The organism is Variovorax boronicumulans (genome assembly GCF_029892485.1).
Taxonomy (GTDB): Bacteria; Pseudomonadota; Gammaproteobacteria; order Burkholderiales; family Burkholderiaceae_C; genus Variovorax; species Variovorax boronicumulans_B.
The window spans coordinates 206,726-231,746 of record NZ_JARXVG010000001.1 but is presented as its reverse complement, the minus strand read 5'-3'; the positions used below and the strand labels follow the sequence as shown (position 1 = coordinate 231,746).

Genomic DNA, 25,021 nt, shown 5'->3' with positions numbered 1-25,021 from the left:
TAACCATCCGGAGAACCCAGTGCTTTTGTCTCTCAAGGGAAATTTCCCGCCCGCCATCCTGGCGCTCGCAGACGGCACGGTCTTTCAAGGCAATTCGATCGGAGCCGCTGGCTCCACGACCGGTGAAGTGGTGTTCAACACCGCCATGACCGGTTACCAGGAAATCCTCACCGACCCGAGCTACTGCCAGCAGATCGTCACCTTGACGTATCCGCACATCGGCAACTACGGCGTCAACGGGGAAGACATCGAAGCCGACAAGATCCATGCCGCGGGCCTGATCATCAAGGACCTGCCCCTTGTCGCCTCCAACTTCCGCCAGACCGCCACGCTGAGCGAATACCTCGTGGCCGGCAAGACGGTGGCCATTGCGAATATCGACACCCGCAAGCTCACGCGCCACCTGCGCACCCACGGCGCGCAGAACGGCTGCATCCTGGGCCTGGCCGAAGGCGAAGCCGTGACGCAGGCGCTGATCGACAAGGCCATCGCCGCCGCCAAGGCCGCCCCGAGCATGGCGGGTCTGGACCTCGCCAAGGTGGTGTCGGTCACCGAGACCTACGAATGGACCGAGACCGAGTGGAAGCTCGGCGCGGGCTACGGCGTGCAGATCACGCCCAAGTTCCACGTCGTCGCGTTCGACTACGGCGTCAAGAAGAACATCCTGCGCATGATCGCCCAGCGCGGCGCGCGCATCACCGTGGTGCCGGCGCAGACGCCCGCGGCCGACGTGCTCAAGCTCAAGCCCGACGGCATCTTCCTGGCCAACGGCCCCGGCGACCCGGAGCCCTGCGACTACGCCATCAGCGCTGTTAAAGAACTGATCGAGACCGGCATTCCCACGTTCGGCATCTGCCTGGGCCACCAGATCATGGCGCTCGCCTCGGGCGCCAAGACCTTCAAGATGAAGTTCGGCCACCACGGCGCGAACCATCCGGTGAAAGACCTCGACAACGGCCGCGTGAGCATCACCAGCCAGAACCACGGCTTCGCGGTCGACGAGAAGTCGCTGCCGGCCAACCTGCGTCCCACCCACATCAGCCTGTTCGACAACACGCTGCAGGGCCTGGCCCGCACCGACAAGCCCGCGTTCTGCTTCCAGGGTCACCCCGAAGCGTCGCCGGGCCCGCACGACATCGGCTACCTGTTCGATCGCTTCACGGCACTCATGGAAAAGAACAAGACGGAAAAGACGGAGAGCAAGAATGCCTAAGCGCACAGACCTCAAATCGATCCTCATCATCGGCGCCGGTCCGATCATCATCGGCCAGGCCTGCGAGTTCGACTACTCCGGCGTGCAAGCCTGCAAGGCGCTGCGCGAAGAGGGCTACAAGGTCATCCTGATCAACAGCAACCCCGCGACGATCATGACCGACCCGGCCACGGCCGACGTCACCTACATCGAGCCGATCACCTGGCAGACGGTCGAGAAGATCATCGCCAAGGAGCGCCCCGACGCGATCCTGCCGACCATGGGCGGCCAGACCGCGCTGAACTGCGCGCTGGACCTCTGGCGCAATGGCGTGCTCGACAAGTACACGGGCGCAGCCACCAACAAGCCGGTCGAGCTCATCGGCGCCACGCCCGAAGCCATCGACAAGGCCGAAGACCGCCTGAAGTTCAAGGACGCGATGACCAAGATCGGTCTCGGTTCGGCCCGCTCGGGCATCGCCCACACGATGGACGAAGCCTGGGCCGTGCAGAAGACGCTCGGCTTCCCGACCGTGATCCGCCCGAGCTTCACGCTCGGCGGCACCGGCGGCGGCATCGCCTACAACCCCGACGAATTCGAGACCATCTGCAAGCGCGGCATCGAAGCCTCGCCGACCAACGAGCTGCTGATCGAAGAATCGCTGCTCGGCTGGAAAGAGTACGAGATGGAAGTCGTGCGCGACAAGGCCGACAACTGCATCATCGTCTGCTCGATCGAAAACCTGGACCCGATGGGCGTGCACACCGGCGACTCGATCACCGTGGCCCCCGCGCAAACGCTCTCCGACAAGGAATACCAGATCCTGCGCAACGCCTCGCTGGCCGTGCTGCGCGAGATCGGTGTCGATACCGGTGGCTCGAACGTCCAGTTCTCCATCAATCCGAAGGACGGCCGCATGGTCGTCATCGAGATGAACCCGCGCGTCTCGCGCTCCTCGGCACTGGCTTCCAAGGCCACGGGTTTCCCGATCGCCAAGGTCGCGGCCAAGCTGGCTGTGGGCTACACGCTCGATGAGCTGCGCAACGAAATCACCGGCGGTGCCACGCCCGCGTCGTTCGAACCGTCGATCGACTACGTGGTCACCAAGATCCCGCGTTTCGCATTCGAGAAATTCCCGCAGGCCGACTCGCGCCTCACCACGCAGATGAAGTCGGTGGGCGAAGTGATGGCCATGGGCCGCACTTTCCAGGAATCGTTCCAGAAGGCCCTGCGCGGCCTCGAAGTGGGCGTCGATGGCCTCAACGAGAAGACGCAGGACCGCGAAGTGCTCGAGAAGGAACTGGGCGAGCCCGGTCCCGAGCGCATCTGGTACGTGGGCGATGCCTTCGCCATGGGCCTGAGCGTGGACGAAGTGTTCGCGCTGACCAAGATCGACCCGTGGTTCCTGGTGCAGATCGAAGAGATCGTGAAGATCGAACTCGAACTGGAAACCAAGTCGCTGGACGACATCGACAAGGACACGCTGCTCGCGCTCAAGAAGAAGGGCTTCTCCGACCGCCGCCTCGCGCGCCAGCTGAAGACCACCGACACCGCGATCCGCGAGAAGCGCCGTGCACTGGGCGTGCGCCCGGTCTACAAGCGCGTGGACACCTGCGCTGCCGAGTTCGCGACCAACACGGCCTACATGTACTCGACCTACGAGGACGAGTGCGAAGCCGAGCCGACGGACAAGAAGAAGATCATGGTGCTCGGCGGCGGTCCCAACCGCATCGGCCAGGGCATCGAGTTCGACTACTGCTGCGTGCACGCCGCGCTCGCCATGCGCGAGGACGGCTACGAGACCATCATGGTCAACTGCAACCCCGAGACCGTGTCCACCGACTACGACACCTCCGACCGCCTGTACTTCGAGCCGCTGACGCTCGAAGACGTGCTGGAGATCGTCGACAAGGAAAAGCCGCTCGGCGTGATCGTGCAGTACGGCGGCCAGACGCCGCTGAAGCTCGCGCTCGACCTCGAAGCGAACGGCGTGCCGATCATCGGCACCTCGCCCGACATGATCGACGCGGCCGAAGACCGCGAGCGCTTCCAGAAGCTGCTGCACGAGCTGGGCCTGCGCCAGCCGCCGAACGCCACCGCGCGCACCGAACCTGAAGCGCTCGAAAAGGCCGCGGCCCTCGGCTATCCGCTGGTGGTGCGCCCGAGCTACGTGCTCGGCGGCCGCGCGATGGAAATCGTGCATGAGCAGCGCGACCTCGAGCGCTACATGCGCGAGGCCGTCAAGGTGAGCAACGACTCGCCGGTGCTGCTCGACCGCTTCCTGAACGACGCCGTCGAGTGCGACGTCGATTGCATCCGCGATGCCGAAGGCGGCACGCTGATCGGGGGCGTGATGGAACACATCGAACAGGCCGGCGTGCACTCGGGCGACTCCGCCTGCTCGCTGCCGCCCTACAGCCTGAGCGCGGACACGATCGCCGAACTCAAGCGTCAGAGCGCCGCCATGGCGGCCGCGCTGAACGTGGTCGGCCTGATGAACGTGCAGTTCGCCATCCAGCAGAAGGATGGCAAGGACGTCATCTACGTGCTCGAAGTGAATCCGCGCGCGTCGCGCACCGTGCCTTATGTGAGCAAGGCCACCGGCATCCAGCTTGCCAAGGTGGCGGCACGCTGCATGGCCGGCCAGTCGCTCGCGTCGCAGGGCGTGACCAAGGAAGTGACGCCGCCGTACTTCAGCGTGAAGGAAGCCGTGTTCCCGTTCGTCAAGTTCCCGGGCGTGGACACCATCCTCGGTCCCGAGATGAAATCGACCGGCGAAGTGATGGGCGTGGGCAAGACCTTCGGCGAAGCCTTCGTGAAGTCGCAGCTGGGCGTGGGTACGCACCTGCCGAAGTCGGGCAAGGTCTTCATCTCGGTGAAGAACAACGACAAGGCGCGCGCCGTGGAAGTGGCGCGCGGCCTGGCGAAGCTGGGCTTCGAGCTGGTCGCGACCAAAGGCACCGCCGCGGCCATCAGCGCCGCCGGCATCGAGTGCGCGACGGTGAACAAGGTGACCGAAGGCCGCCCGCACATCGTGGACATGATCAAGAACAACGAAATTGCGCTGGTCATCAACACGGTGGAAGAGCGCCGCAACGCGATCACCGATTCGCGGCAGATCCGCACCTCGGCGCTGCTGGCCCGCGTGACGACCTTCACCACGATCTTCGGCGCCGAAGCGGCTGTCGAGGGCATGGGCTTCATGGACGAGCTGGGCGTGATCTCGGTGCAGGAGATGCACGCGCAGCTGGCGGCGGTGGCCTGAGCCTGAGCGTCGCCATGCAAACGCAGCTCGTCGAACTCGGCCTGAACGACTGGAACGCGGCCACGCCCAACGAGGCGTGGATCGCGGAGCTCGAAGCGGGCAAGGTGCTGTACTTCCCGCGCCTGGGTTTCGAGCTGCTGCCTGAAGAGCGCAGCCTGCTCACGCCCAGCCTGCTGTCGCCCGACGTGCGCAACATCAGCCTCGACGCCAACGGCAAGCTCAAGGGCGCTGTCGGCGACGAGGCAGTGCAGCGCACGGCAGCGGCGATGGTGGGGCGGTTTCGTGCGCAGGCGCAGCAGCTGATCCACGGGCTGCTGCCGCACTACACGCCGGCTTTGCGCCTGGCGCCCACGAGCTACCGGCCGGCACAGGTCGAGACGCGCGTGCAGTCATGGCGTGCGGACGACCGCCGGCTGCACGTCGATGCGTTTCCGTCGCGCCCCAATTACGGCGAGCGCATCCTCCGTGTGTTCACCAACGTGAACCCCGAAGGCGCGCCGCGCGTCTGGCGCGTGGGCGAGCCTTTCGAGGACATCGCCAGGCGCTTCCTGCCGCGTGCCAAGCCCTATGTGCGCTGGCAGGCCAAGTTGCTGCATGCGCTGCACGTGACCAAGTCGTTTCGCAGCGAGTACGACCACCTGATGCTTCAGCTGCACGACGGCATGAAGTCGGACATGGCGTACCAGGAAAGCTCGCCGCAGGAGAAGGCCGAATTTCCGCCGGGCTCGGTGTGGGTGTGCTTTTCCGACCAGACCTCGCACGCCGTCATGGCGGGCCAGTACATGCTCGAGCAGACCCTTCATCTGGCCGCTTCGAAGCAATACAATCCAGCCTCGAGCCCGCTCGCCATCCTGAGCCGGCTGACCGGACGCAATCTCGTCTGATCCTGTCCCCCCAATCGACCGCCGAACGGCATCGTTCGGCGGTTTCGCTTTATGGAGAACCAAACATGGCCACCATTCCAATCACCAAGCGCGGTGCCGAAAAGCTGCGCGCCGAACTGCATCAACTCAAGACCGTGGACCGCCCCTGGGTCATCAACGCGATCTCCGAAGCCCGCGCCCAGGGTGACCTGAGCGAGAACGCCGAATACGAGGTCGCCAAGGACCGCCAGGGCTTCATAGAAGGCCGCATCCAGGAGGTCGAAGGCAAGCTCTCGGCCGCGCAGATCATCGATCCCAGCGAGCTCGACGCTGGCGGCAAGGTGGTGTTCGGCTCGACCGTGGAGCTCGAGGAAGAAGAGTCGGGCGAAGCCGTCAAGTACCAGATCGTGGGCGAGGACGAGGCCGACCTGAAGCTGGGCCTCATCAACATCTCCAGCCCGATCGCGCGCGCGCTGATCGGCAAGGAAGAGGGCGATACCGCCGAAGTTCAGGCGCCCGGCGGCCTGAAGCGCTACGAGATCGTGGCCGTCCGCTACCTCTGACCATCCGAGAACCGATTCTTCGATGAAAGACCGCTTGGCGCTGTTGCTCGCCGCCTTCTGGTGGGGCAGCCTCACGACGATCGGCTTCCTGGTCGTGCCGATGCTGTTCGCCAAGCTGGGCAATCCGGCTGTCGCGGGCAATTTCGCCGGTCAGCTGTTCGAAGCGCAGAGCTGGGTCGCCATTGGCTGCGGCCTGATCCTGCTGATCCATTTCCGCGGCAAGGCCGACGACCGCATGGACGGCGCCACGATGACGGCCATCGGACTGGTTCTCGGAGCCTTGCTGCTGGCGCTGCTCCAGCAGTATGCCGTGGCGCCGCGCATCCTGGCGCGGGACAACCTCAAGCTGTGGCACGCCGTCGGCAGCGGCATGTATGTCGTGCAATGGGCGTGCACCTTGGTGCTGCTCTGGCGCATGGGCGCCCGGCCCGGCCGCTGAAACGGCGATGGCGGCCTGTGCCGCCATCGTTCACTCACTCTTTCCAGAACTTCGCGACCCAGTTCGCGGGCCGGATGTAGCGGAAGGCGCGGTTGCGTCGTCCCGCCAGCGCATCGGGCGGATTGCACTCGCCATGAAAGATCATGATGCGTGCGCCTTCGGGGACGAAGGGCTCTTCCCAGTAGTTGACCGGCCAGGTCGGGATGCCGTGGTACTTGAAGCTCGGGCACCAGGCTTCGGGCCAGTAGGAGAGCTTGCCCTGCTTGTGCAGCATGGCGGACAGGTAGGTCTGCTCGTTGCGGTAGTCGGCCTGGACCTTGTCCATGTTGTTCCGGAAATACGCCAGCACGTCGGCATGGGCGCCCAGTTCGAACCGGTAGACCGATGAATTTCCAGTGATCCGCCGGCCGCGCCAGGGGCGAGCGTAGTCATGAATGATCAGGAACTCGCCCGGCTGCTCGAAGAACGGGTCGAGGCTGCCCACGACGACCACGTCGACATCCAGGAACAGGGCGGTGCCGCGCAGGCCGTGCAGGTCGCCTTCGAGGGTCGTGAGCTTCTTCCACGCGCCGTCGCGTTGGCCCGGGGCCAATTGCAGGTTCAGCGGCGGGATCGGCAGGCACGTCACCTCGGGGCGGATGCCGGTGCCGTCATCGGTCAGGCAGACGAACCTGAAGTCGCCGCTGAGGTTGCGGCGCACCATCGCGTAGAGCCGGTTGACGTATTCGGGGCCGTATTTCGTGCCCCATTTCATGCAGAGGATGTGGCGCTCGGCGCCCTGAACTGTCACCCCGGATCAGTCCGACTGGTTGCGCTTCTTGGCCGACAGCGGACGCTTGGCCTTGGCGCGCTTGATGGTGCCGCCGGGGGTGAGGCGCTGGTTGCCGAGCACGCGCAGGGTCTTGATCTCGGGGCGCTGGCCGCCGCGCTTGCTGTACTTGACGATCTTCACGTCGCGCGGGCCGGGCATGCGGTCTTCGTCGATCACACGCTCCTTTTCGGGCTTCGGGCGCCACAGCACCAGGAGCTTGCCGATGTGCTGGATCGGGGCGGCATCGAGCTCGTCGGCGAGCTCGCGCAGCATGGCGTCACGGGCGAGGCGGTCGTCGGAGAAGACGCGGACCTTGATCAGGCCATGGGCCTTGAGCGCCGCGTCGGCCTCTTTTTTCACGGCAGGGGTGAGCCCGTCTCCACCGACCATGACGATCGGATCCAGGTGGTGAGCTTCGGCGCGGTGAGCCTTGCGCTCGGCAGGGGTAAGTTGAATGGCGGGCATCCCCGTATTATCGAGGGTAGATAAGCACCCCAATGAGCACCAAAGCAAAAAGCAAAAAAGTCAACAAAGCCTGGCTTCACGATCACATCAATGATCCGTACGTGAAATTGGCCACGCGAGAGGGCTACCGCGCCCGCGCCGCCTACAAGCTCAAGGAGATCGATGAGTCGCTGGGACTGGTCAAACCGGGCCAGCTGGTGGTCGACCTGGGCTCCACGCCCGGAGCCTGGAGCCAGTACCTGCGACGGCGCATGTCGCCCGAAGGCGCCGCGGTCGGCACGCTGAACGGCACGATCATCGCGCTCGACATGCTGGCCATGGAGCCCATCGAGGGCGTCACTTTCCTCCAGGGCGACTTCCGCGAGGCGGAGTTGCTGGAGCAGGTGCTGGGCGTGCTGGCGGGCCGCAAGGCCGACCTGGTGGTCTCGGACATGGCGCCCAACCTGTCGGGCATCCATTCGGCCGACGGTGCCCGCATTGCGCACCTGATCGAGCTGGCAGTCGACTTCGCCCAGCACCACCTGAAGCCCGAAGGGGCGCTGGTAGCCAAGCTGTTCCATGGGAGCGGCTACGACGAATCGGTCAAGCTGTTCAAGGCCAGTTTCCGCACCGTCAAGCCGTTCAAGCCCAAGGCGTCGCGCGATAAATCGGCCGAAACCTTCCTCGTCGGAATGGGATTGAAGGCCCTGGATACGCCTTGATACCTTGCCGCCACAGGCCGTCAGGGCGCGCAAACCCTTGTCAGGCTATGGCTGCTTTAGGGAAATGCCCGCTTTTCGCAGCTTGAAAAGCCTAAAATGGGGCGCAATTGCGTACCCATAGCGCGTTTTTTCACATCCTCGTCACGCGCTTTCGACTGGAGCTTCGTTTGAACAATCAGTGGTTTTCCAAAGTTGCCGTATGGCTCGTCATTGCCATGGTGTTGTTCACTGTGTTCAAGCAGTTCGACACCCGCGGCGGCGTCGGCTCTGGCGCAGTCAGCTACTCCGAGTTTCTCGACCAGGTTCGCGGCAACCAGATCAAGAGCGCCGTCATCCCTGAAGGCGCCGGCGGCGGCGAGATCGTTGCCGTCACCAACGACGATCGCAAGATCCGCACGACCGCCACGGTCCTGGACCGCGGCCTCGTGGGCGACCTGATCGACCACAACGTCAAGTTCGACGTCAAGCCGCGCGAAGAGGGCTCGCTCCTCATGACGCTCCTGGTCAGCTGGGGCCCGATGCTCCTGCTGATCGGCGTCTGGATCTATTTCATGCGACAGATGCAGGGCGGCGGCAAGGGCGGGGCGTTCAGCTTCGGCAAGAGCAAGGCCCGCATGATGGACGAGAACAACAACACGGTCACCTTCGCCGACGTCGCAGGCTGCGACGAGGCCAAGGAGGAAGTCCGTGAAGTCGTCGACTTCCTCAAGGACCCGCAGCGTTTCCAGAAACTCGGCGGCCGAATCCCGCGCGGTCTGCTGCTGGTCGGCCCTCCCGGTACCGGCAAGACCCTGCTGGCCAAGTCGATCGCCGGCGAAGCCAAGGTTCCTTTCTTCTCGATCTCCGGCTCCGACTTCGTTGAAATGTTCGTCGGCGTGGGCGCTGCCCGTGTCCGCGACATGTTCGAGAACGCCAAGAAGAACGCACCCTGCATCATCTTCATCGACGAAATCGATGCGGTGGGTCGCCAGCGCGGCGCCGGCCTCGGCGGCGGCAACGACGAGCGCGAACAAACGCTCAACCAGATGCTCGTCGAGATGGACGGTTTCGAAACCAACCTCGGCGTGATCGTGGTGGCTGCCACCAACCGCCCGGACATCCTGGACGCCGCTCTGCTGCGCCCCGGCCGTTTCGACCGCCAGGTCTATGTCACGCTGCCCGACATCCGCGGCCGCGAACAGATCCTCGGCGTGCACATGCGCAAGGTCCCGTTGGGCCAGGACGTGAATCCGAGCGTCATCGCCCGCGGCACGCCCGGCATGTCCGGTGCCGACCTGGCCAACCTTTGCAACGAAGCCGCCCTGATGGCCGCACGCCGCAATGCGCGCGTCGTCGAGATGCAGGACTTCGAAAAGGCCAAGGACAAGATCTTCATGGGCCCCGAGCGCAAGAGCATGGTCATGCCCGAGGAAGAGCGTCGCAACACGGCCTACCACGAGTCCGGCCACGCCCTCATCGGCAAGCTGCTGCCCAAGTGCGACCCGGTCCACAAGGTCACCATCATTCCACGTGGCCGCGCCCTCGGCGTGACCATGAGCCTGCCGGCACAGGACCGCTACAGCTACGACCGCGAATACATGCTCAACCAGATCAGCATGCTGTTCGGTGGCCGCATTGCCGAGGAAGTGTTCATGCACCAGATGACCACCGGCGCCAGCAACGACTTCGAGCGTGCGACCTCCATCGCCCGCGACATGGTCACGCGCTACGGCATGACCGATGCGCTGGGCCCGATGGTCTACGCCGAGAACGAGGGCGAAGTGTTCCTCGGCCGCTCGGTCACCAAGACCACGAACATGAGCGAGCAGACCATGGAAAAGGTCGACGGCGAAGTGCGCCGCATCATCGACGAGCAATACGCCCTGGCGCGCAACCTCATCGAAGCGAACAGCGACAAGATGCACGCGATGGCCAAGGCGCTGCTCGAATGGGAAACCATCGATTCCGAGCAGCTCGACGACATCATGGCCGGCCGCGCTCCGCGTCCGCCCAAGGACTGGACACCGCGCACGCCTCCCTCGGGTAGCGGGGGCAGTGGCGGCACGCCGGCCGTCAACACCGACCCGGCGCCGACCGCCGCTTGAGGTGGGCTTGAAATCAAGCGACAACGGGGCCTCTGGCCCCGTTTTCCATGGTGCGTTGCACGGTGCGGTCTGGCAGACCTCGCGTTTTCGCATCGACCTCGCGCAGCCGCGCGTGATGGGCATCGTCAACGTCACGCCCGATTCCTTCTCCGACGGCGGCGCACATGCCTCCACCGAAACCGCGCTGCGTCATTGCGAGCAGTTGCTGAAGGAGGGCGCCGACATCCTCGACATCGGCGGCGAATCGACCCGCCCGGGCAGTCCGGCTGTGCCGCTCGATGCCGAACTGGCGCGCGTGCTGCCGGTGGTGCGCGAGGCCGTGAAGCTGAACGTGCCGCTCTCCATCGATACCTACAAGCCCGAGGTCATGCGCGCCGTGCTCGACCTGGGCGCGGACATCGTCAACGACATCTGGGCGCTGCGCCAGCCGGGCGCGCGCGAGCTTGTGGCGGCGCATCCGTCGTGCGGCATTTGCCTGATGCACATGCATCGCGATCCGCAGACCATGCAGGCCGTGCCCATGCAGGGCGACGTGATTCCCGAGGTGCTGTCGTTCTGGGCCGCGCAGCTGACGCAGCTTCACGCGCTGCAGATCGACCCGTCGCGCATCACGCTCGACCCCGGCGTTGGCTTTGGCAAGACCGTAGCTCAGAATTTCGCCCTGCTGGGCCGGCAGCGCGAGCTGCTCGGTGCAGGCTATCCGCTGCTGCTCGGCTGGTCGCGCAAGTCGTCGATCGGTGCGGTCACCGGCATCGAGGCGGCGGGCGGGCGCATGGTGCCCAGCGTCGCGGCCGCCGTGCTGGCCGTGGACCGCGGCGCCGCCGTGGTACGCGTGCACGATGTGCGCGACACGGTGGCCGCCCTCGCGGTGTGGCGCGCGATGAAAGCCACAGCACCACAAGCACAAACAGAACAAACAAAAGAGGAATCCGCATGACCCGCAAATACTTCGGCACCGACGGCATCCGCGGCACGGTCGGCCAATCGCCCATCACGCCCGACTTCGTGCTGCGCCTCGCGCATGCCGTGGGCCGCGTGCTCAAGAAAACAGAGTCCCGGCCCCGCGTGCTGATCGGCAAGGACACCCGCATTTCCGGGTACATGCTCGAATCGGCGCTCGAATCGGGCTTCAATTCGGCCGGCGTCGATGTCGTGCTGCTGGGCCCGCTGCCCACGCCCGGCGTGGCGTACCTCACGCGTGCCCAGCGCGCGAGCCTCGGGGTGGTGATCAGCGCCAGCCACAACGCTTTTCCCGACAACGGCATCAAGTTCTTCAGCGCGCAGGGCACCAAGCTCGACGATGCATGGGAGCTTGCCGTCGAAGCCGCGCTGGAAGAGGCGCCGGTCTGGGTGGACTCCGTCAATCTCGGCAAGGCTCGCCGCCTCGACGATGCGTCCGGCCGCTACATCGAGTTCTGCAAGAGCACCTTCGCCAACGACCTCACGCTGCGCGGGATGAAGCTCGTGGTCGATGCAGCGCACGGCGCGGCCTACCAGGTGGCGCCCAACGTGTTCCACGAACTCGGCGCGGAGGTCACCAGCATCGGCTGTGCACCGGACGGGCTCAACATCAACAAGGGCTTCGGCGCGACCCATCCCGAGGCGCTGGTGGCCGCGGTGACGGCGCAAAAGGCCGACTACGGCATCGCGCTCGACGGCGACGCCGACCGCCTGCAGCTGGTCGATGCCGGCGGCCGCCTGTTCAATGGCGACGAACTGCTCTACCTGATGGTGGCCGAGCGCATCGCGCGCGGCGAAAAGCCGCAGGGCGTGGTCGGCACGCTCATGACCAACAAGGCGGTGGAAGTCGCCTTGCGCGGGCAGGGCATCGAGTTCGTGCGCGCCAAGGTCGGCGACCGCTATGTGCTCGAAGAACTCGACAAGCGCGGCTGGATCCTGGGCGGCGAAGGCTCGGGCCACCTGCTGGCGCTCGACCGTCACACCACGGGCGACGGCATCGTGAGCGCGCTGCAGGTGCTGCAGGCCTGCGTTCGCAGCGGCAACACGGTGGCGCAGCTGCTCGAAGGCGTCACGCTGTTCCCGCAGACGTTGATCAATGTGCGCCTCGCGCCCGGCCAGAACTGGAAGGACAACAAGGCGCTGGCCAGCGAAACGCAGCGCATCGAGGCCGAGCTGGGCGATGGCGGCCGCGTGCTGATCCGCGCGAGCGGCACCGAGCCGCTGGTTCGCGTGATGGTCGAGGCGCGCGATGCAAAACAGTCCAGGTCGTGCGCGGAACGCCTCGCAGCGACGCTGGAGCCGGCGCAGTGAGCATTGAAACCCTGATCGTGGATTACCGCGACACCGCGCAGGCGGCGGCGCTGGTCGACCTGCTCGATAGCTATGCCCGCGATCCGGCCGGCGGCGGCACGCCGCTCGACGCCGCCGTGCGCGAGGGCTTGCCCGCAGCGCTGGCGGCCCGTCCGCAGGCCTTCAGCGTGCTCGCATTCGATGGCGACACGCCGGTCGGCTTGGTCAATTGCATCGAGGGCTTCTCGACCTTCGCCTGCAAGCCGCTGGTCAATGTGCACGACGTGGTCGTGCTGCCCAGCCATCGCGGCCAGCGCGTGGCGCAGCAGATGTTCGCGCTGGTGGAGCAGGAGGCGCGCAAGCGGGGTGCCTGCAAGCTCACGCTCGAAGTGCTTTCGGGCAACGCGCCGGCGTTGCGTGCCTATGAGCGCGAAGGCTTCATCGGCTATCGGCTAGATCCGGCTTTCGGGCACGCGGTCTTTCTTCAGAAAAAGCTCTGAAAAGAAAAAGGGCCGGGGCGAATGGATCGCCGTCGGCCCTCACCCCAGCCCTCTCCCCGAGGGGAGAGGGGGTAAGACAGATCAGAAGCGCGTGACGGGTGCGTCGGCTTCGGTCTTGCTGGGCGCGTACTTGCCCAGCTCCCACTTCGCGATCGCATTGCGGTGCACTTCGTCCGGGCCGTCCGCAAAGCGCAGCGTGCGCGCGCCGGCGTAGGCGTAGGCGAGCGGGAAGTCGTCGCACATGCCGCCGCCGCCGTGCACTTGCATCGCCCAGTCGATCACCTGGCAGGCCATGCTCGGCGCAACAACCTTGATCATCGCGATCTCGTTCTTGGCGACCTTGTTGCCGGCCACGTCCATCAGCCAGGCGGCCTTGAGCGTGAGCAGGCGCGCCATGTCGATCTTGCAGCGCGCTTCGGCGATGCGTTCCTGCGTCACGGTCTGCGAGGCGACGGTCTTGCCGAAGGCGACGCGCGAGGAGGCGCGCTTGCACATCAGTTCGAGTGCGCGCTCGGCCAGGCCGATCAGGCGCATGCAGTGGTGGATGCGTCCCGGGCCAAGGCGGCCCTGGGCGATTTCGAAGCCACGGCCTTCGCCGAGCAGGATGTTGTCGACAGGCACGCGCACGTTCTCGAAATACATCTCGACGTGGCCGTGCGGGGCGTCGTCGTAGCCCATCACGTTGAGCGGGCGCACGATGCGGATGCCCTTGGCGTCGGCCGGCACGATCACCATGCTCTGCTGCGAATGACGCGGTGCATCGGGGTCGCTCTTGCCCATCGTGATGAACACGGCGCAGCGCGGATCGGCTGCACCCGAAATCCACCACTTGTGGCCGTTGATCACGTACTCGTCGCCCTGGCGTTCGATGCGGGTGGAGATGTTGGTGGCATCGCTGGAGGCGACATCGGGCTCGGTCATCGCGAAGGCCGAGCGGATCTGGCCTTCGAGCAACGGCTTGAGCCAGCGCGCCTTGATCTCTTCGGAGCCGTAGCGGGCGATGGTTTCCATGTTGCCGGTGTCGGGCGCCGAGCAGTTGAAGGCTTCGCTCGCCCAGGGCACCGCACCCATGATTTCGGCCAGCGGCGCGTATTCCTGGTTCGTGAGGCCCGCACCTGCGTAGCCAGAGGCCGAGGCGCTGTCGACTGGCAGGAAGAGGTTCCAGAGGCCTTGGGCCTTGGCCTTTTCCTTGACCTTCTCGACCGTCTTCAGTGCGGTCCAGCGCTTGCCGGCCGCTGTGTTCGCCGCCAGTTCGGCGCTGTACTCGGCCTCTGCCGGGTAGATGTTTTCATCCATGAACGCCTTGACGCGCTTCTGCAGTTCCTTGGTCTTGGCCGAATATTCGAAATCCATGTCGTCTCCTGGTGGGTTTATGGGGGAGGGTTGGCTACGCCTTTTGGGCGAACTGCCAAGCCATCTCGGCCATCGGTCTCGCGCCGCGGGCGGATGCCACGGCTTGCTCGCTCGATGCGGTACCGGCCTCGACCCGCTTCGCGATGCCCTGCAGGATTGCAGCCATGCGGAACAGGTTGTAGGCCTGATAGAAGTTCCAGTCGGGCGCCAGTGCCTCGGGGGTGCTGATGCGCGTGCGCTCGCAATAACGGCGGATGTATTCGCTCTCGGTGGGAATGCCCAGCGCCGCCACATCCACGCCGCCGATGCCGCGGCCGGTGGTGGGCGGCATGTGCCACGACATGCAGTGGTAGCTGAAGTCCGCCAGCGGATGGCCCAGCGTGGACAGTTCCCAGTCGAGCACCGCGATGATCCGCGGCTCGGTGGCATGGAACATCACGTTGTCCAGGCGGTAGTCGCCATGGACGATCGAGACCTTGCTCTCGTCGCGCGCGCTTGCCGGCATGTGGGCGGGGAACCAGTCGATCAGCCGCTCCATGGCCTCGATCGGCTGCGACAGTTCGCCCGCGCCATCGGTCGAGGCCTTGTACTGCTTGCTCCAGCGGCCGATCTGGCGCTCGAAGTAATTGCCGGGCTTGCCGTAGTCGGCGAGGCCCCGGGCGGCGAAATCGACCGTGTGCAGCGCGGCGATGACGCGGTTCATCTCGTCGTAGTAGGCCGCGCGCTCGGCGTTGCTGAACCCGGGCAGCGACTGGTCCCAGAGCACGCGGCCCTGCATGAACTCCATCACGTAGAAGGCGCGGCCGATGACGGATTCGTCTTCGCAGAGGCAATGCATGCGCGGCACGGGCACATCGGTGCCCTGCAGGCCGCTCATGACCTTGAACTCGCGCTCCACCGCGTGGGCCGAGGGCAGCAGCTTGGCGACCGGGCCGGGCTTGGCGCGCATCACGTAGCTCTGCGTTGGCGTGATGAGCTTGTAGGTCGGGTTCGACTGGCCGCCCTTGAACATCTCCACCGTCAGTGGGCCCTTGAAACCATCGAGGTTCTTCTCGAGCCAGGCGGCGAGCACCTCGACATCGAAGGCGTGCTGCTGCGACACCGCACGGGTGCCGACGAAGTTGGAGAAGTCCTGGCTCATGTCAGATATCCGCTTCCGAGATGCGCCTCAATGCCGCGCGGTCGAGAACCACGAGGCCGCCCGGCTCGATCCGGATGCTGCCCTCGCGTTCCATGGTCTTGAGTTCCTGGTTGACCCGCTGGCGCGATGCGCCCAGCAACTGCGCCAGTTCTTCCTGCGCCAGTTGCAGGCCGATGCGCATCTGGCTGCCGTCGTCCAGGTTGGGCACGCCGTAGCTGCGCACCAGGTGAATCAGCTGCTTGGCCAGGCGTGCGCGCAAGGGCAGGGTGTTGAGGTCTTCCACCAGCCCGAACAGCGTGCGGATGCGGCGCGCCTGCAGGCGCATCAACGCTTCGTACAGCTCCACGTGCGCGGCCAGGATCTTCTGGAAGTCGGCCCGCGCCACGCAAAGAATGGTGCTGTCCCCATGCGCATAGGCGTCGTGCGTGCGCCGGTCCCCGTCGAACATCGCCACGTCGCCGAACCAGATGCCCGGCTCCACGTACGTCAGCGTCACCTGCTTGCCCGAGACGGCCGTCGAGCTCACCCGCACCGCGCCCCTGGCGCAGGCAATCCAGTGTTCGGGTGGGTCGCCGCGTGCGGCGATCAGGTCGCCGTCCTTGTAGCGTTTGACGAAAGCGCATCGGAGGATGTCGTGCCGTAGCGATGGAGATAGGGAAGAAAACCAGCGACCACTGTTGATCGCTTCACGTTCTTCGATGGTAAGAATGGGGTCGTCCATTGGTCTGTCCTCTCGGCGACTGAAAAGCTGGGGGGTGTCACGGGAGCGACGCCGCGAGGCGTTACTCGTACTGCGGCGGCTTCTTCTCGAGGAACGCGGCGATGCCGATGCCCGCGTTCGCATGGTGCAGGTTGCGAACGAAATGATCGCGCTCCTGCGAGAGCTGCGCGGCCAGCGTGGCGCTGCGCGCCTCGCTCAGCAGTTCCTTGATGCTGGCCAGCGAGTTGGGCGCCCGGGCATTGAGTTTCTTCGCCAGCGACAGGGCGCCCGCGAGCGCCTGGCCGCTCTCGGTGAGTTCGTTCACGAGCCCGGCCGCATGCAGGCGCGGTGCGCCGATGCGCTCGCCGTTCATGAGCCATTCGCTGGCTAACTGGCGTGGCAGCTGCTGTCCCAGGTGCCAGCTCAGGCCACCGTCGGGCGACAGCGCCACGTTGCTGTATGAGGCCGCGAACACCGCATCGCGCGCGGCCACCACGAAGTCGCAGGCCAGCGCGAGCGAGAAGCCCGCGCCGGCCGCAGCGCCTTCGACGGCCGCGATGATCGGCTTGGGGAAGGTGCGGATCGAATCGATCCAGTTGTGCAGCCCCTCGATGCTCTCGGCCTGCACAGAGCGGTCGAGCTCGCGGTTGGCCATCAGGCGCTGCAGGGAGCCGCCGGCGCAGAACCACGCGCCTTCGCCCACGATGACCACGCTGCGGATCTCGCTGCTGCTCTCGGCGCCGTTGAGCGCCTCGATGCCCGCGGCGTAGATCTCGGGGCCCAGGGCGTTGCGCTGGGTGGGGTTGGCGATCGTCAGCACCATGGTGCTGCCTTCGCTGGTGCTCTTGAGTTCGGCGGTCATCGCTGTGGCGTTTCCGGTTTGTTGGTTTCTTATTCTTCTTCGTGCAGCAGGCTCAGGCCCAGCGCGCCCCGGCGGCGCAGCCACGGGCTCGGGCGATAACGCGGATCGCCGTAGACGGTCTGCAGGTTGAACAGCACCTCGAGCATGTTGGTCGGGCCGTAGAGGTTGCCCATGGCCAAGGGGCCGCGCGGGTAGCCCAGGCCCAGCTGCACGGCCGTTTCCAGGTCGGCCGGCGAGCAGACGCGCTGCTGGCACATGTCGGTGGCGATGTTGACGATGGTGCCGATCACGCGCTGCGTGACGAAGCCGCCGCTGTCGCGGATCACGCTCACCGCCTTGCCGTCGCGCGCGAAGAGGGCGTGCGCGGCATCGCGGATGTCGCGGCGCGTGGCCGGGTTGGTGGCGAGCACGCGGCGCTTGGTGGCGGCGTCGTCGATCAGCATGTCGATGCCGACGGTGCGCGTGGCGTCCAGGCGCTCCACGGCTGCGACGGTGGTCACGTCGAAGCCCAGCGGGGCCACGAGGATCAGCGAATGCGGTGCGGCGGTGGCGCCGCTGTCGATCTGCGCGCCCAGCGTGTTGATCAGGCGCAGCAGCTCGGCACGGCGCGCGGCGCGGGGTGAGACCCAGACCGCAGGCGTACCTTCGATCACCGGTGCCGGGGCCTCGGGCGTTTGTTGCATCACGCCGTCGGTGTAGCGGTAGAAGCCTTCGCCCGTCTTGCGGCCCAGGGCGCCGGCAGCCAGGCGCTGCGCCGTGATCACGCTCGGGCGGAAACGCGGTTCTTCAAAGTACTGGTGGTAGATCGACTCCATCACCGGATGCGATACGTCGAGCGCCGTCAGGTCCAGCAGCTCGAAGGGGCCGAGGCGAAAGCCCGCCTGGTCCTTCAGGATGCGGTCGACGGTCGCGAAATCGGTCACGCCTTCGCCGACGATGCGCAGCGCCTCGGTGCCGTAGCCGCGGCCCGCGTGGTTGACGATGAAGCCGGGCGTGTCCTGTGCCTGCACCGCGCTGTGGCCCATCTGCACCGCGTAGCCGGCGAGCTGCTTGCAGACCTCGGGTGCGGTCTTGAAGCCCGCGACCACCTCGACCACCTTCATCAATGGCACGGGGTTGAAGAAGTGAAAGCCCGCGAAGCGCTCCGGATGCGCGAGCCCGGCCGCAATGGCCGTCACCGAAAGGGAAGAGGTGTTGGTGACGAGCGTGGCCGTCGCGGCCACCACGGTCTCGATCTCGCGGAACAGCTTGCGCTTGACCTCGAGGTCTTCGATCACGGCCTCGATGACGAGGTCGCAGCCGGCCAGCGCCTGGATCGAATCGACGGCGTGCACGCGTGCAATTTGCGCATCGCGCGCCGCGGCGTCGAGCTTGCCCTTTTCATGCAGCTTGTTCCACTGGGCGACGAGGGCTTCGCGGCCGCGTTCGGCGGCACCTGCAAAGCTGTCCAGAAGCAGCACTTCGCTGCCGGCCTGTGCGGCGATCTGCGCGATCCCGCGACCCATGGCGCCGGCGCCGATGAGCCCGATCCTTTTGTAGTTCACTGTCATTTGATGAAGATTTTCGCTGGTTGAGTGGTGTGAGGGCCTGACGCGCAGGTGCTGGCCGGAGAGGGGCTGCAGGGCGTCAGCAGGCTCCGATTTTGCAATCCCGCGTGGGCAATGCGTCCCGGGTCTTACGCGGGGCCGCGTTTTTCAGGCCGGACGACGGCTGCGCTCGATGGCCACGCTCAGGCCGATGGCCAGCAACAGCAGCGCAAGGCCGACCCGGCTCATCCAGGGCGCGGCGTCGTTCGCGAGCAGCCAGCCGCCGAGGCCCGCGCCGACAGCCTGGCCGATGTAGATGCCCGAACTGTTGAGCGCCACGGAGCCGGGCGCGAGCGCGGGCGCCAGGCCAACCAGCCGCGCTTGCTGGGCCGAGTTGGTGGCGAAGCAGCCGATGCCCCAGGGCACGATCACCACCGCGAGCCAGGCGAGCGTGCTCGCGAATGGCCACAACAGCAGGCTCAGCGCAATCAGCGAACTCGTCAGCAGCACCATGCGGCCGGCGCCCAGGCGATCGATGTAGCGGCTGACCACCATGTTGCCGATCAGGCCGAAGGCACCGAACAGCGCCCACATCAGGCTCAGCGTGTTGGCGTCTGCGCCGAAACTCTGCTTGAGGATGGGCCCGAAATAGCTGAACAGCACGAACTGCCCAGCGCCCTGCAGCGCCGTGACCGACACGATGCCCATCAGCACCGGGCTGCGCAGCACGCGCGACCATGCGGCGGCCGTGAGCGCGGCAGGGCGTATGCCGGTGGGCAGCGTGAGCCAGATCGAGGCGGCGCTCACGATGCTGAGCATCGCGATGGCCATGAAGGCCATGCGCCAGCCCAGGTGGCCGCCGATCAGCGCGCCGATGGGCAGGCCCAGCACCGAGGCCATCGACCAGCCGAGGAAGACAAAGGTGACGGCCCGCCCGCGGTGTTCCGGTGGCACCAGCATGCCGGCGCAGGCCGCGGCCTGGGGCGTGAAGATCGCCGGTGCGATCACCGTGAGCATGCGCACAGGCAGCAGGGCACCGAAGCTGGGCATCAGGGATGCGAGGGCGTGTCCGGCGGCGTACCAGAGGAGGGTGAGGGCGAGCAGCTGGCGGCGATCCCATCCTGCGACCACGGCGGCGAGCAGTGGGGCGCCGAGACACATCACGATGGCGGCGGCTGTGATCAGCTGGCCTGCTGTCGCGACAGTGACAGCGAGCGAGGTGCTGATCTCGTTGAGCGTGCCGGGCACCACCATCACGCCGGTGCCGATCACGAAATTGCCGGCCAGCAGTGCCCAGAGCGCGCCCCGGGGCGCAGGCCGGTTCATCGAATGACCTGCGCCTTCGGCTGCGGTATTCGCCTTGGGGCGGCCCGGCGGCTCATGAAATCACCGGCGAACCTGCAAGGCGCCGGGATTCACGATGTTGGTGGGATTGCCCTTGATGAAGCTCACGACGTTGTCGAAGGCCTGGCCGAAATAGCTCTCGTAGCTGTCCTGCTCCACGTAGCCGATGTGCGGCGTGCAGATGCAGTTTTCCAGGCGCAGCAGTGCATGGCCCTGTAGCGGCGGTTCGCTCTCGAACACATCGATGGCCGCGAGGCCCGGACGCCCGCGGTTGAGCGCGGCGAGCAGGGCATCGGCCTCGACCAGTTCGGCACGGGAGGTGTTCACGAAAAGCGCCGTGGGCTTCATGCGCGAAAGATCTTCGAGCGTGACGAGGCCGTTGGTCTCCTCGTTGAGCCGCAGGTGCACCGACAGCACGTCGGCCGCGGCAAAAAATTCGTGGCGGTTCTGCGCGACCTGGAAGCCGTCGGACCGCGCCTTGGCACAGCTTGCCTCGCGCCCCCAGATCACCACCTGCATGCCGAAGGCCTGTCCGTAGCGGGCCACCAGTTGGCCGATGCGGCCGTAGCCCCAGATGCAGAGCGTCTTGCCCTTGAGCACCGAGCCGAGGCCGAAATTGGGCGGCATCGAGGCCGACTTGAGCCCCGACTGCTGCCACGCACCGTGCTTGAGATTGCTGATGTACTGCGGCAGCCGGCGCATGGCCGCCATGATCAGCGCCCAAGTGAGTTCGGCCGGCGCCTGCGGCGAGCCCGTGCCCTCGGCCACCGCCACGCCGCGCTCGGTGCAGGCAGTGACGTCGATGTGGCCGCCGACGCGCCCGGTCTGCGAAATGAGCTTGAGCTTGGGCAGCTTTTCGATCAGCTGGCGCGAGATCTGGCTGCGCTCGCGAATCAGCACGATCACATCGGCGTCCTTCAGGCGAACCGACAGTTGCCCGATGCCCTTGACCGTGTTGGTGTAGACCTTGGCCGCGTACGCGTCCAGCTTGGCGGCGCAGCGCAGCTTGCGCACGGCGTCCTGGTAATCGTCGAGGATCACAATGTTCATGGCGTGCCATTGTGCCTCGCAGCATTGGGATGTCGCACCAGTGAACGTTTGGATACCCACCCCGGAGTGCGGGCGGAGCCCTTCTCCGGGGAGAAGTGCTTCAGTGCAGGTGTGCAGAGCGGGGGGGCGAGCCCACGGTTTCCGCCGCCTCGAGCGCAGCCAGCCGATCGAGTTCCGCGCAGACGTCGGCCATGCGGCCCGAGATCACCATGCGGCTGTTGCTGCGGTGCTGGCCTTTTCCATCGACGACGCGAACCACACGCAGCGGGCGTGCCGGCGCAACGGCGGCTGTTGGTGCAGGCGCGCCTGAGGCTCGCGCCGTGCAGGCGGGGCGCACGGCCACATAGCGCAGGCCGGCGGCGGTGTCTGCGCTGTCCCGGTGACGGGCGCGGCGCGCAGGCATCAGCCGGCTTGCAAGCGATTGCAGCGGCATCCAGAAATCAGCGATGGCGAGGAGGGCGATTCCCATGTGAACTCCAAAAAAGTCTGAGGTTGAACACAGGCAGGATTTCTTGAATCGGCCGCGACAGGGTGATGGCGACTTTGCGCCATACGCCCGCCACCTGTTGCGGCCGGATGGGGTGCTGCTGCAAGCAGGCCGCGAGGCCTACATCAGCATGGTGTTGCGGATGAGGCCGACCGCGAGGCCTTCGATCTCGAAAGGCTCGCCGGGCTGGACGATGATGGTCGGATAGTCGGGGTTCTCAGCGTGCAGCTCGATCACCTGCTTGTTCCGCTTCAGGCGCTTGACGGTGACCTCGTCACCCAGGCGCGCGACCACGATCTGGCCGTTGCGCGCTTCCTTGGTGGCCTGTACAGCGAGCAGGTCGCCGTCCATGATGCCGGCGTCGCGCATCGACATGCCGCGCACCTTGAGCAGGTAGTCGGGCTGGCGCTGGAAGAGCGTGTTCTCGACGTAGTAGGTCTGGTCGACATGCTCCTGCGCCAGGATGGGCGAGCCCGCCGCGACACGACCGATGAGCGGCAGCGCCAACTGCGCCATGCCGGGCAGCGAAAGCGAGAACTGCCCGCCTTCGCGATGCCGCGTTTCATTGAGCGAACGCAGCGCATCGCCCTTGAGGCGAATGCCGCGCGAGGTGCCGCTGACGAGTTCGATCACGCCCTTGCGTGCCAGCGCCTGCAGGTGCTCTTCGGCGGCGTTGGCCGACTTGAACCCCAGTTCGTTGGCGATTTCGGCGCGCGTTGGCGGCGCTCCAGTGCGCGCGATGGCGCTCTGGATCAAGTCGAGGATCTGCTGCTGGCGGGCGGTAAGCTTCACGGCGAACTGCATAAGTGGTTCCTTGCGGCACTGGCTAGATATCCAGTACCTGTATTTTTAACCAGTTTTTGGAAGTTGACAAGTCATGGCCAATTCCCCGTTGCCTGAAATGCGTCGCGTGGTGGTTCTGGGCACCGGCGGGACCATCGCCGGAAAGGCCTCCAGCAGCGGAGACAACATCGGCTACACCGCCGGGCAGGTGGGCGTGGCGGACTTGCTGGGCAGCATCGAGGCGCCCAAGGGCATCGCGTTGCTGGCAGAGCAGGTGGCGCAGGTCGACAGCAAGGATATGGCCTTCGACATCTGGCAGAAGCTCGCCCAGCGCTGCATGCATTGGCTCGCGCAGCCCGATGTGGCCGGCGTGGTGATCACCCATGGCACCGACACGCTCGAGGAGACCGCGTTCTTCCTTCACTCTGTCCTGGCGCCGGCAAAACCGGTGGTGCTGACCTGCGCGATGCGCCCGGCGACGGCGCTTTCGCCGGACGGTCCACAGAACGTGCGGGACGCCATCGCGGTCGCCGCAACGGCAGGCGCGCAGGGCGTGACGGCGGTATGTGCGGGCACGGTCCACAGCGGCGTGGACGTGCAGAAAGTGCATACCTATCGGCTCGACGCCTTTGCATCGGGCGATGCGGGGCCGCTCGGCTATGTGGAAGAGGGCGAGGTGCGGCGCGTGAGGGAATGGCCGGCTGCGCTGCCTTCCGGGAACGCGAAGGCGCTGAATGCCTCTGGACCCTGGCCCAGGGTCGAGATCGTCATGAGCCACGCCGGGGCGAGCGGTGCAATCATCGATGCGCTCCTTCGCGAGGGCGCGCCGGAGCCTGTTCGCGGGCTGGTTCTTGCCGCCACCGGCAATGGCACCGTGCACCATGAACTGGAAGCCGCGGCGCTCAAGGCGCAGAACGCCGGCGTTGCGGTATTGCGCGCCACCCGTTGCGCCAATGGCCGCATCCTGCCGAAGGCCGACGATCAACTGCGGGATGCGGGCGCGCTCACGCCTGTGAAGGCGCGCATCGCGCTGATGCTGGAATTGCTGGGGAAATAGCCGCCCTGCGGAAGGGCGGCGGGAATCAGCTGCTCAGTGCCGCCAAGGCACGTTGCGTGATTTCGTCGACCGTGCCGACGCCCTTGATGGCGCGGTACTTTGGCGCGGCGGCCGGATCGGTCCTGGCCCAGGCCGAGTAGTAATCGACCAGCGGACGCGTCTGCTGGCTGTACACGTCGAGACGCTTGCCGACGGTTTCTTCCTTGTCGTCTTCGCGCTGGATCAGGTCTTCACCGGTCACGTCGTCCTTGCCTTCGACCTTGGGCGGATTGAACTTGACGTGGTAGGTGCGGCCCGATGCCGGATGCGAGCGGCGGCCGCTCATGCGTTCGATGATGTCGCTGAAGGGCACGTCGATCTCGAGCACGTAGTCGAGCTTGACGCCCGCGGCCTTCATGGCGTCGGCCTGCGGAATGGTGCGCGGGAAACCGTCGAACAGAAAACCTTCGGCGCAATCGGGCTGGGCGATGCGCTCTTTCACGAGGTTGATGATCAGGTCGTCGCTCACCAGGGCGCCCGCATCCATGACGGCCTTGGCCTGCAGTCCGAGAGGCGTGCCGGCCTTGACGGCGGCGCGCAGCATGTCGCCGGTCGAGATTTGGGGGATGCCGTATTTCTGGCAGATGAAGGCCGCTTGCGTGCCTTTGCCCGCCCCGGGCGCGCCCAGCAAAATTAGTCTCATGGTGTCCTCGGACGGTTCTTAGATTTTGTGTCACGCCAGGCATCGGCCCGTGGGCTGGGCAAGGCGGATTTCACGTCGAGGATAGCATGCGCCCCCGTAGGGAATTCCCTCCGTGGCGCACGTCTTAAGGGGCCGGCCGGGCAGCGAAGACCGCGCGCACGCGCGCCAGATCCTCGGGGGTGTCGATGCCCGGCCCGGGTGCGACGTGGCTCACGTGCACCGCGATGCGATGCCCATGCCACAGCGCGCGCAATTGCTCGAGTGCCTCAGTGGCTTCGACCGGCGCCGGCGGCAGGGACGGAAATTTCCGCACGAAGCCCGCGCGGTAGCCGTAGATGCCGATGTGTCGCAGCGGCGCAGGCGTCGGCAGCACGGTCGGCGCCGCGCCGTTGGCCGAGCCGTCGCGCCACCAGGGGATCGGCGCGCGGCTGAAGTAGAGCGCGTTGCCCTGGGCGTCGAGCACCGCCTTTACCACGTTCGGGTTCATGAAATCGGCCAGCGAGTCGATCTCGTGAGCCGCGGTGCTCATCGCTGCCTCGGGATGAAGGGCCAGCGCCGCAGCCACGGCGTCGATCAGTTCGGGATCGATGAGCGGCTCGTCGCCTTGCACATTGACGACGATCTCGTCGCCGTCGAGGCCCAGTTGCTCGCAGGCTTCGGCCAGGCGGTCAGTGCCGCTCGGATGGTCCTGGCGGGTCAGGATGGCCTCGACACCGTGCGCCTTGCAGGCGGCAACGATGGAAGCATCGTCCCCGGCCACGACCACGCGCGCCGCCCCCGATTCGCTGGCACGTTGCGCCACGCGCACGACCATTGGAAGGCCCGCGATGTCGGCCAGGGGTTTGTCGGGCAGCCGGGTGGAGGCCAGGCGTGCCGGCACCAGCACGGTGAAGCGCACGACCC

The 25,021-nt window shown here is 66.1% G+C and carries 24 protein-coding genes; 11 read left to right on the top strand and 13 right to left on the bottom strand.

The window, feature by feature from the left end; genetic code table 11:
* Positions 1-19: 19 nt before the first annotated feature.
* From carA to M2282_RS01075, 5 genes are all read left to right on the top strand, one after another.
* Complete coding sequence (gene carA, locus M2282_RS01095) at positions 20-1,213, top strand: glutamine-hydrolyzing carbamoyl-phosphate synthase small subunit (RefSeq protein WP_280806961.1); 1,194 nt, start codon at positions 20-22, stop codon at positions 1,211-1,213.
* On the top strand, positions 1,206-4,457 hold the full coding sequence (gene carB, locus M2282_RS01090; RefSeq protein ID WP_280806960.1) for a carbamoyl-phosphate synthase large subunit: 3,252 nt from the start codon (positions 1,206-1,208) through the stop codon (positions 4,455-4,457). Before carA ends, carB begins: the two co-directional genes overlap by 8 nt.
* A gap of 14 nt (positions 4,458-4,471) precedes the next feature.
* The gene (locus M2282_RS01085; protein WP_280806959.1) at positions 4,472-5,341 is read left to right on the top strand and encodes a Kdo hydroxylase family protein; all 870 of its coding nucleotides are present in this window, start codon (positions 4,472-4,474) and stop codon (positions 5,339-5,341) included.
* Positions 5,342-5,406: 65 nt separating this feature from the next.
* Positions 5,407-5,883, top strand: coding sequence for a transcription elongation factor GreA (gene greA / locus M2282_RS01080; protein WP_056581276.1), 477 nt, complete (start codon positions 5,407-5,409; stop codon positions 5,881-5,883).
* A gap of 22 nt (positions 5,884-5,905) precedes the next feature.
* The gene (locus M2282_RS01075) at positions 5,906-6,322 is read left to right on the top strand and encodes a DUF4149 domain-containing protein (protein ID WP_280806958.1); all 417 of its coding nucleotides are present in this window, start codon (positions 5,906-5,908) and stop codon (positions 6,320-6,322) included.
* Between the two features lie 34 nt (positions 6,323-6,356).
* Here M2282_RS01075 and M2282_RS01070 read toward each other — a convergent pair whose 3' ends face one another.
* Positions 6,357-7,076, bottom strand: coding sequence for a glycosyltransferase (locus M2282_RS01070; RefSeq protein WP_280806957.1), 720 nt, complete (start codon positions 7,074-7,076; stop codon positions 6,357-6,359).
* A 42-nt stretch (positions 7,077-7,118) separates the two neighbouring features.
* Positions 7,119-7,598 carry a YhbY family RNA-binding protein gene (locus M2282_RS01065; RefSeq protein WP_280806956.1) on the bottom strand — a complete coding sequence of 160 codons (480 nt, stop codon included), beginning with the start codon at positions 7,596-7,598 and terminating at the stop codon, positions 7,119-7,121.
* Positions 7,599-7,630: 32 nt separating this feature from the next.
* On the opposite strand from M2282_RS01065, the gene M2282_RS01060 reads away from it, so the two are divergent.
* From M2282_RS01060 to M2282_RS01040, 5 genes are all read left to right on the top strand, one after another.
* Complete coding sequence (locus M2282_RS01060; RefSeq protein WP_280806955.1) at positions 7,631-8,299, top strand: RlmE family RNA methyltransferase; 669 nt, start codon at positions 7,631-7,633, stop codon at positions 8,297-8,299.
* Between the two features lie 167 nt (positions 8,300-8,466).
* Positions 8,467-10,383 (top strand): ATP-dependent zinc metalloprotease FtsH, encoded by a 1,917-nt coding sequence (gene ftsH, locus M2282_RS01055; RefSeq protein WP_093433067.1) that lies wholly within the window; start codon positions 8,467-8,469, stop codon positions 10,381-10,383.
* 115 nt (positions 10,384-10,498) lie between these two features.
* Positions 10,499-11,320, top strand: a complete 822-nt coding sequence (gene folP / locus M2282_RS01050; RefSeq protein ID WP_280807699.1) for a dihydropteroate synthase — start codon at positions 10,499-10,501, stop codon at positions 11,318-11,320.
* The gene (glmM, locus tag M2282_RS01045) at positions 11,317-12,654 is read left to right on the top strand and encodes a phosphoglucosamine mutase (RefSeq protein ID WP_280806954.1); all 1,338 of its coding nucleotides are present in this window, start codon (positions 11,317-11,319) and stop codon (positions 12,652-12,654) included. Before folP ends, glmM begins: the two co-directional genes overlap by 4 nt.
* Positions 12,651-13,133, top strand: a complete 483-nt coding sequence (locus M2282_RS01040; RefSeq protein WP_280806953.1) for a GNAT family N-acetyltransferase — start codon at positions 12,651-12,653, stop codon at positions 13,131-13,133. Before glmM ends, M2282_RS01040 begins: the two co-directional genes overlap by 4 nt.
* An 81-nt stretch (positions 13,134-13,214) precedes the next feature.
* Here the strand turns inward: M2282_RS01040 and M2282_RS01035 are convergent, their stop codons facing one another.
* The 9 genes from M2282_RS01035 to lexA form a co-directional block, all read right to left on the bottom strand.
* Positions 13,215-14,486 carry an acyl-CoA dehydrogenase family protein gene (locus M2282_RS01035; protein WP_280806952.1) on the bottom strand — a complete coding sequence of 424 codons (1,272 nt, stop codon included), beginning with the start codon at positions 14,484-14,486 and terminating at the stop codon, positions 13,215-13,217.
* Between the two features lie 34 nt (positions 14,487-14,520).
* Complete coding sequence (locus M2282_RS01030; protein ID WP_280806951.1) at positions 14,521-15,627, bottom strand: phosphotransferase; 1,107 nt, start codon at positions 15,625-15,627, stop codon at positions 14,521-14,523.
* A 1-nt stretch (position 15,628) separates the two neighbouring features.
* The gene (locus M2282_RS01025) at positions 15,629-16,348 is read right to left on the bottom strand and encodes a Crp/Fnr family transcriptional regulator (protein WP_013541710.1); all 720 of its coding nucleotides are present in this window, start codon (positions 16,346-16,348) and stop codon (positions 15,629-15,631) included.
* A gap of 61 nt (positions 16,349-16,409) precedes the next feature.
* Complete coding sequence (locus M2282_RS01020; RefSeq protein WP_280806950.1) at positions 16,410-17,189, bottom strand: oxepin-CoA hydrolase, alternative type; 780 nt, start codon at positions 17,187-17,189, stop codon at positions 16,410-16,412.
* A 29-nt stretch (positions 17,190-17,218) separates the two neighbouring features.
* Positions 17,219-18,739 carry a 3-hydroxyacyl-CoA dehydrogenase gene (locus tag M2282_RS01015; RefSeq protein WP_280806949.1) on the bottom strand — a complete coding sequence of 507 codons (1,521 nt, stop codon included), beginning with the start codon at positions 18,737-18,739 and terminating at the stop codon, positions 17,219-17,221.
* A gap of 144 nt (positions 18,740-18,883) precedes the next feature.
* Positions 18,884-20,041, bottom strand: a complete 1,158-nt coding sequence (locus tag M2282_RS01010; RefSeq protein ID WP_280806948.1) for an MFS transporter — start codon at positions 20,039-20,041, stop codon at positions 18,884-18,886.
* Positions 20,042-20,101: 60 nt separating this feature from the next.
* Complete coding sequence (locus tag M2282_RS01005; protein ID WP_280806947.1) at positions 20,102-21,109, bottom strand: D-2-hydroxyacid dehydrogenase family protein; 1,008 nt, start codon at positions 21,107-21,109, stop codon at positions 20,102-20,104.
* 100 nt (positions 21,110-21,209) lie between these two features.
* Positions 21,210-21,578 (bottom strand): hypothetical protein, encoded by a 369-nt coding sequence (locus tag M2282_RS01000; RefSeq protein ID WP_280806946.1) that lies wholly within the window; start codon positions 21,576-21,578, stop codon positions 21,210-21,212.
* Between the two features lie 138 nt (positions 21,579-21,716).
* On the bottom strand, positions 21,717-22,400 hold the full coding sequence (lexA, locus tag M2282_RS00995) for a transcriptional repressor LexA (protein WP_013541704.1): 684 nt from the start codon (positions 22,398-22,400) through the stop codon (positions 21,717-21,719).
* 73 nt (positions 22,401-22,473) lie between these two features.
* Between lexA and M2282_RS00990 the strand changes: the two genes are divergently transcribed.
* The gene (locus M2282_RS00990) at positions 22,474-23,436 is read left to right on the top strand and encodes an asparaginase (protein WP_280806945.1); all 963 of its coding nucleotides are present in this window, start codon (positions 22,474-22,476) and stop codon (positions 23,434-23,436) included.
* Between the two features lie 25 nt (positions 23,437-23,461).
* On the opposite strand, the gene adk is transcribed toward M2282_RS00990, so the two are convergent.
* Together adk and kdsB are read right to left on the bottom strand one after the other, a co-directional pair.
* Complete coding sequence (gene adk, locus M2282_RS00985) at positions 23,462-24,118, bottom strand: adenylate kinase (RefSeq protein WP_280806944.1); 657 nt, start codon at positions 24,116-24,118, stop codon at positions 23,462-23,464.
* 124 nt (positions 24,119-24,242) lie between these two features.
* Positions 24,243-25,016, bottom strand: coding sequence for a 3-deoxy-manno-octulosonate cytidylyltransferase (gene kdsB, locus M2282_RS00980; protein WP_280807698.1), 774 nt, complete (start codon positions 25,014-25,016; stop codon positions 24,243-24,245).
* Positions 25,017-25,021 lie beyond the last annotated feature (5 nt).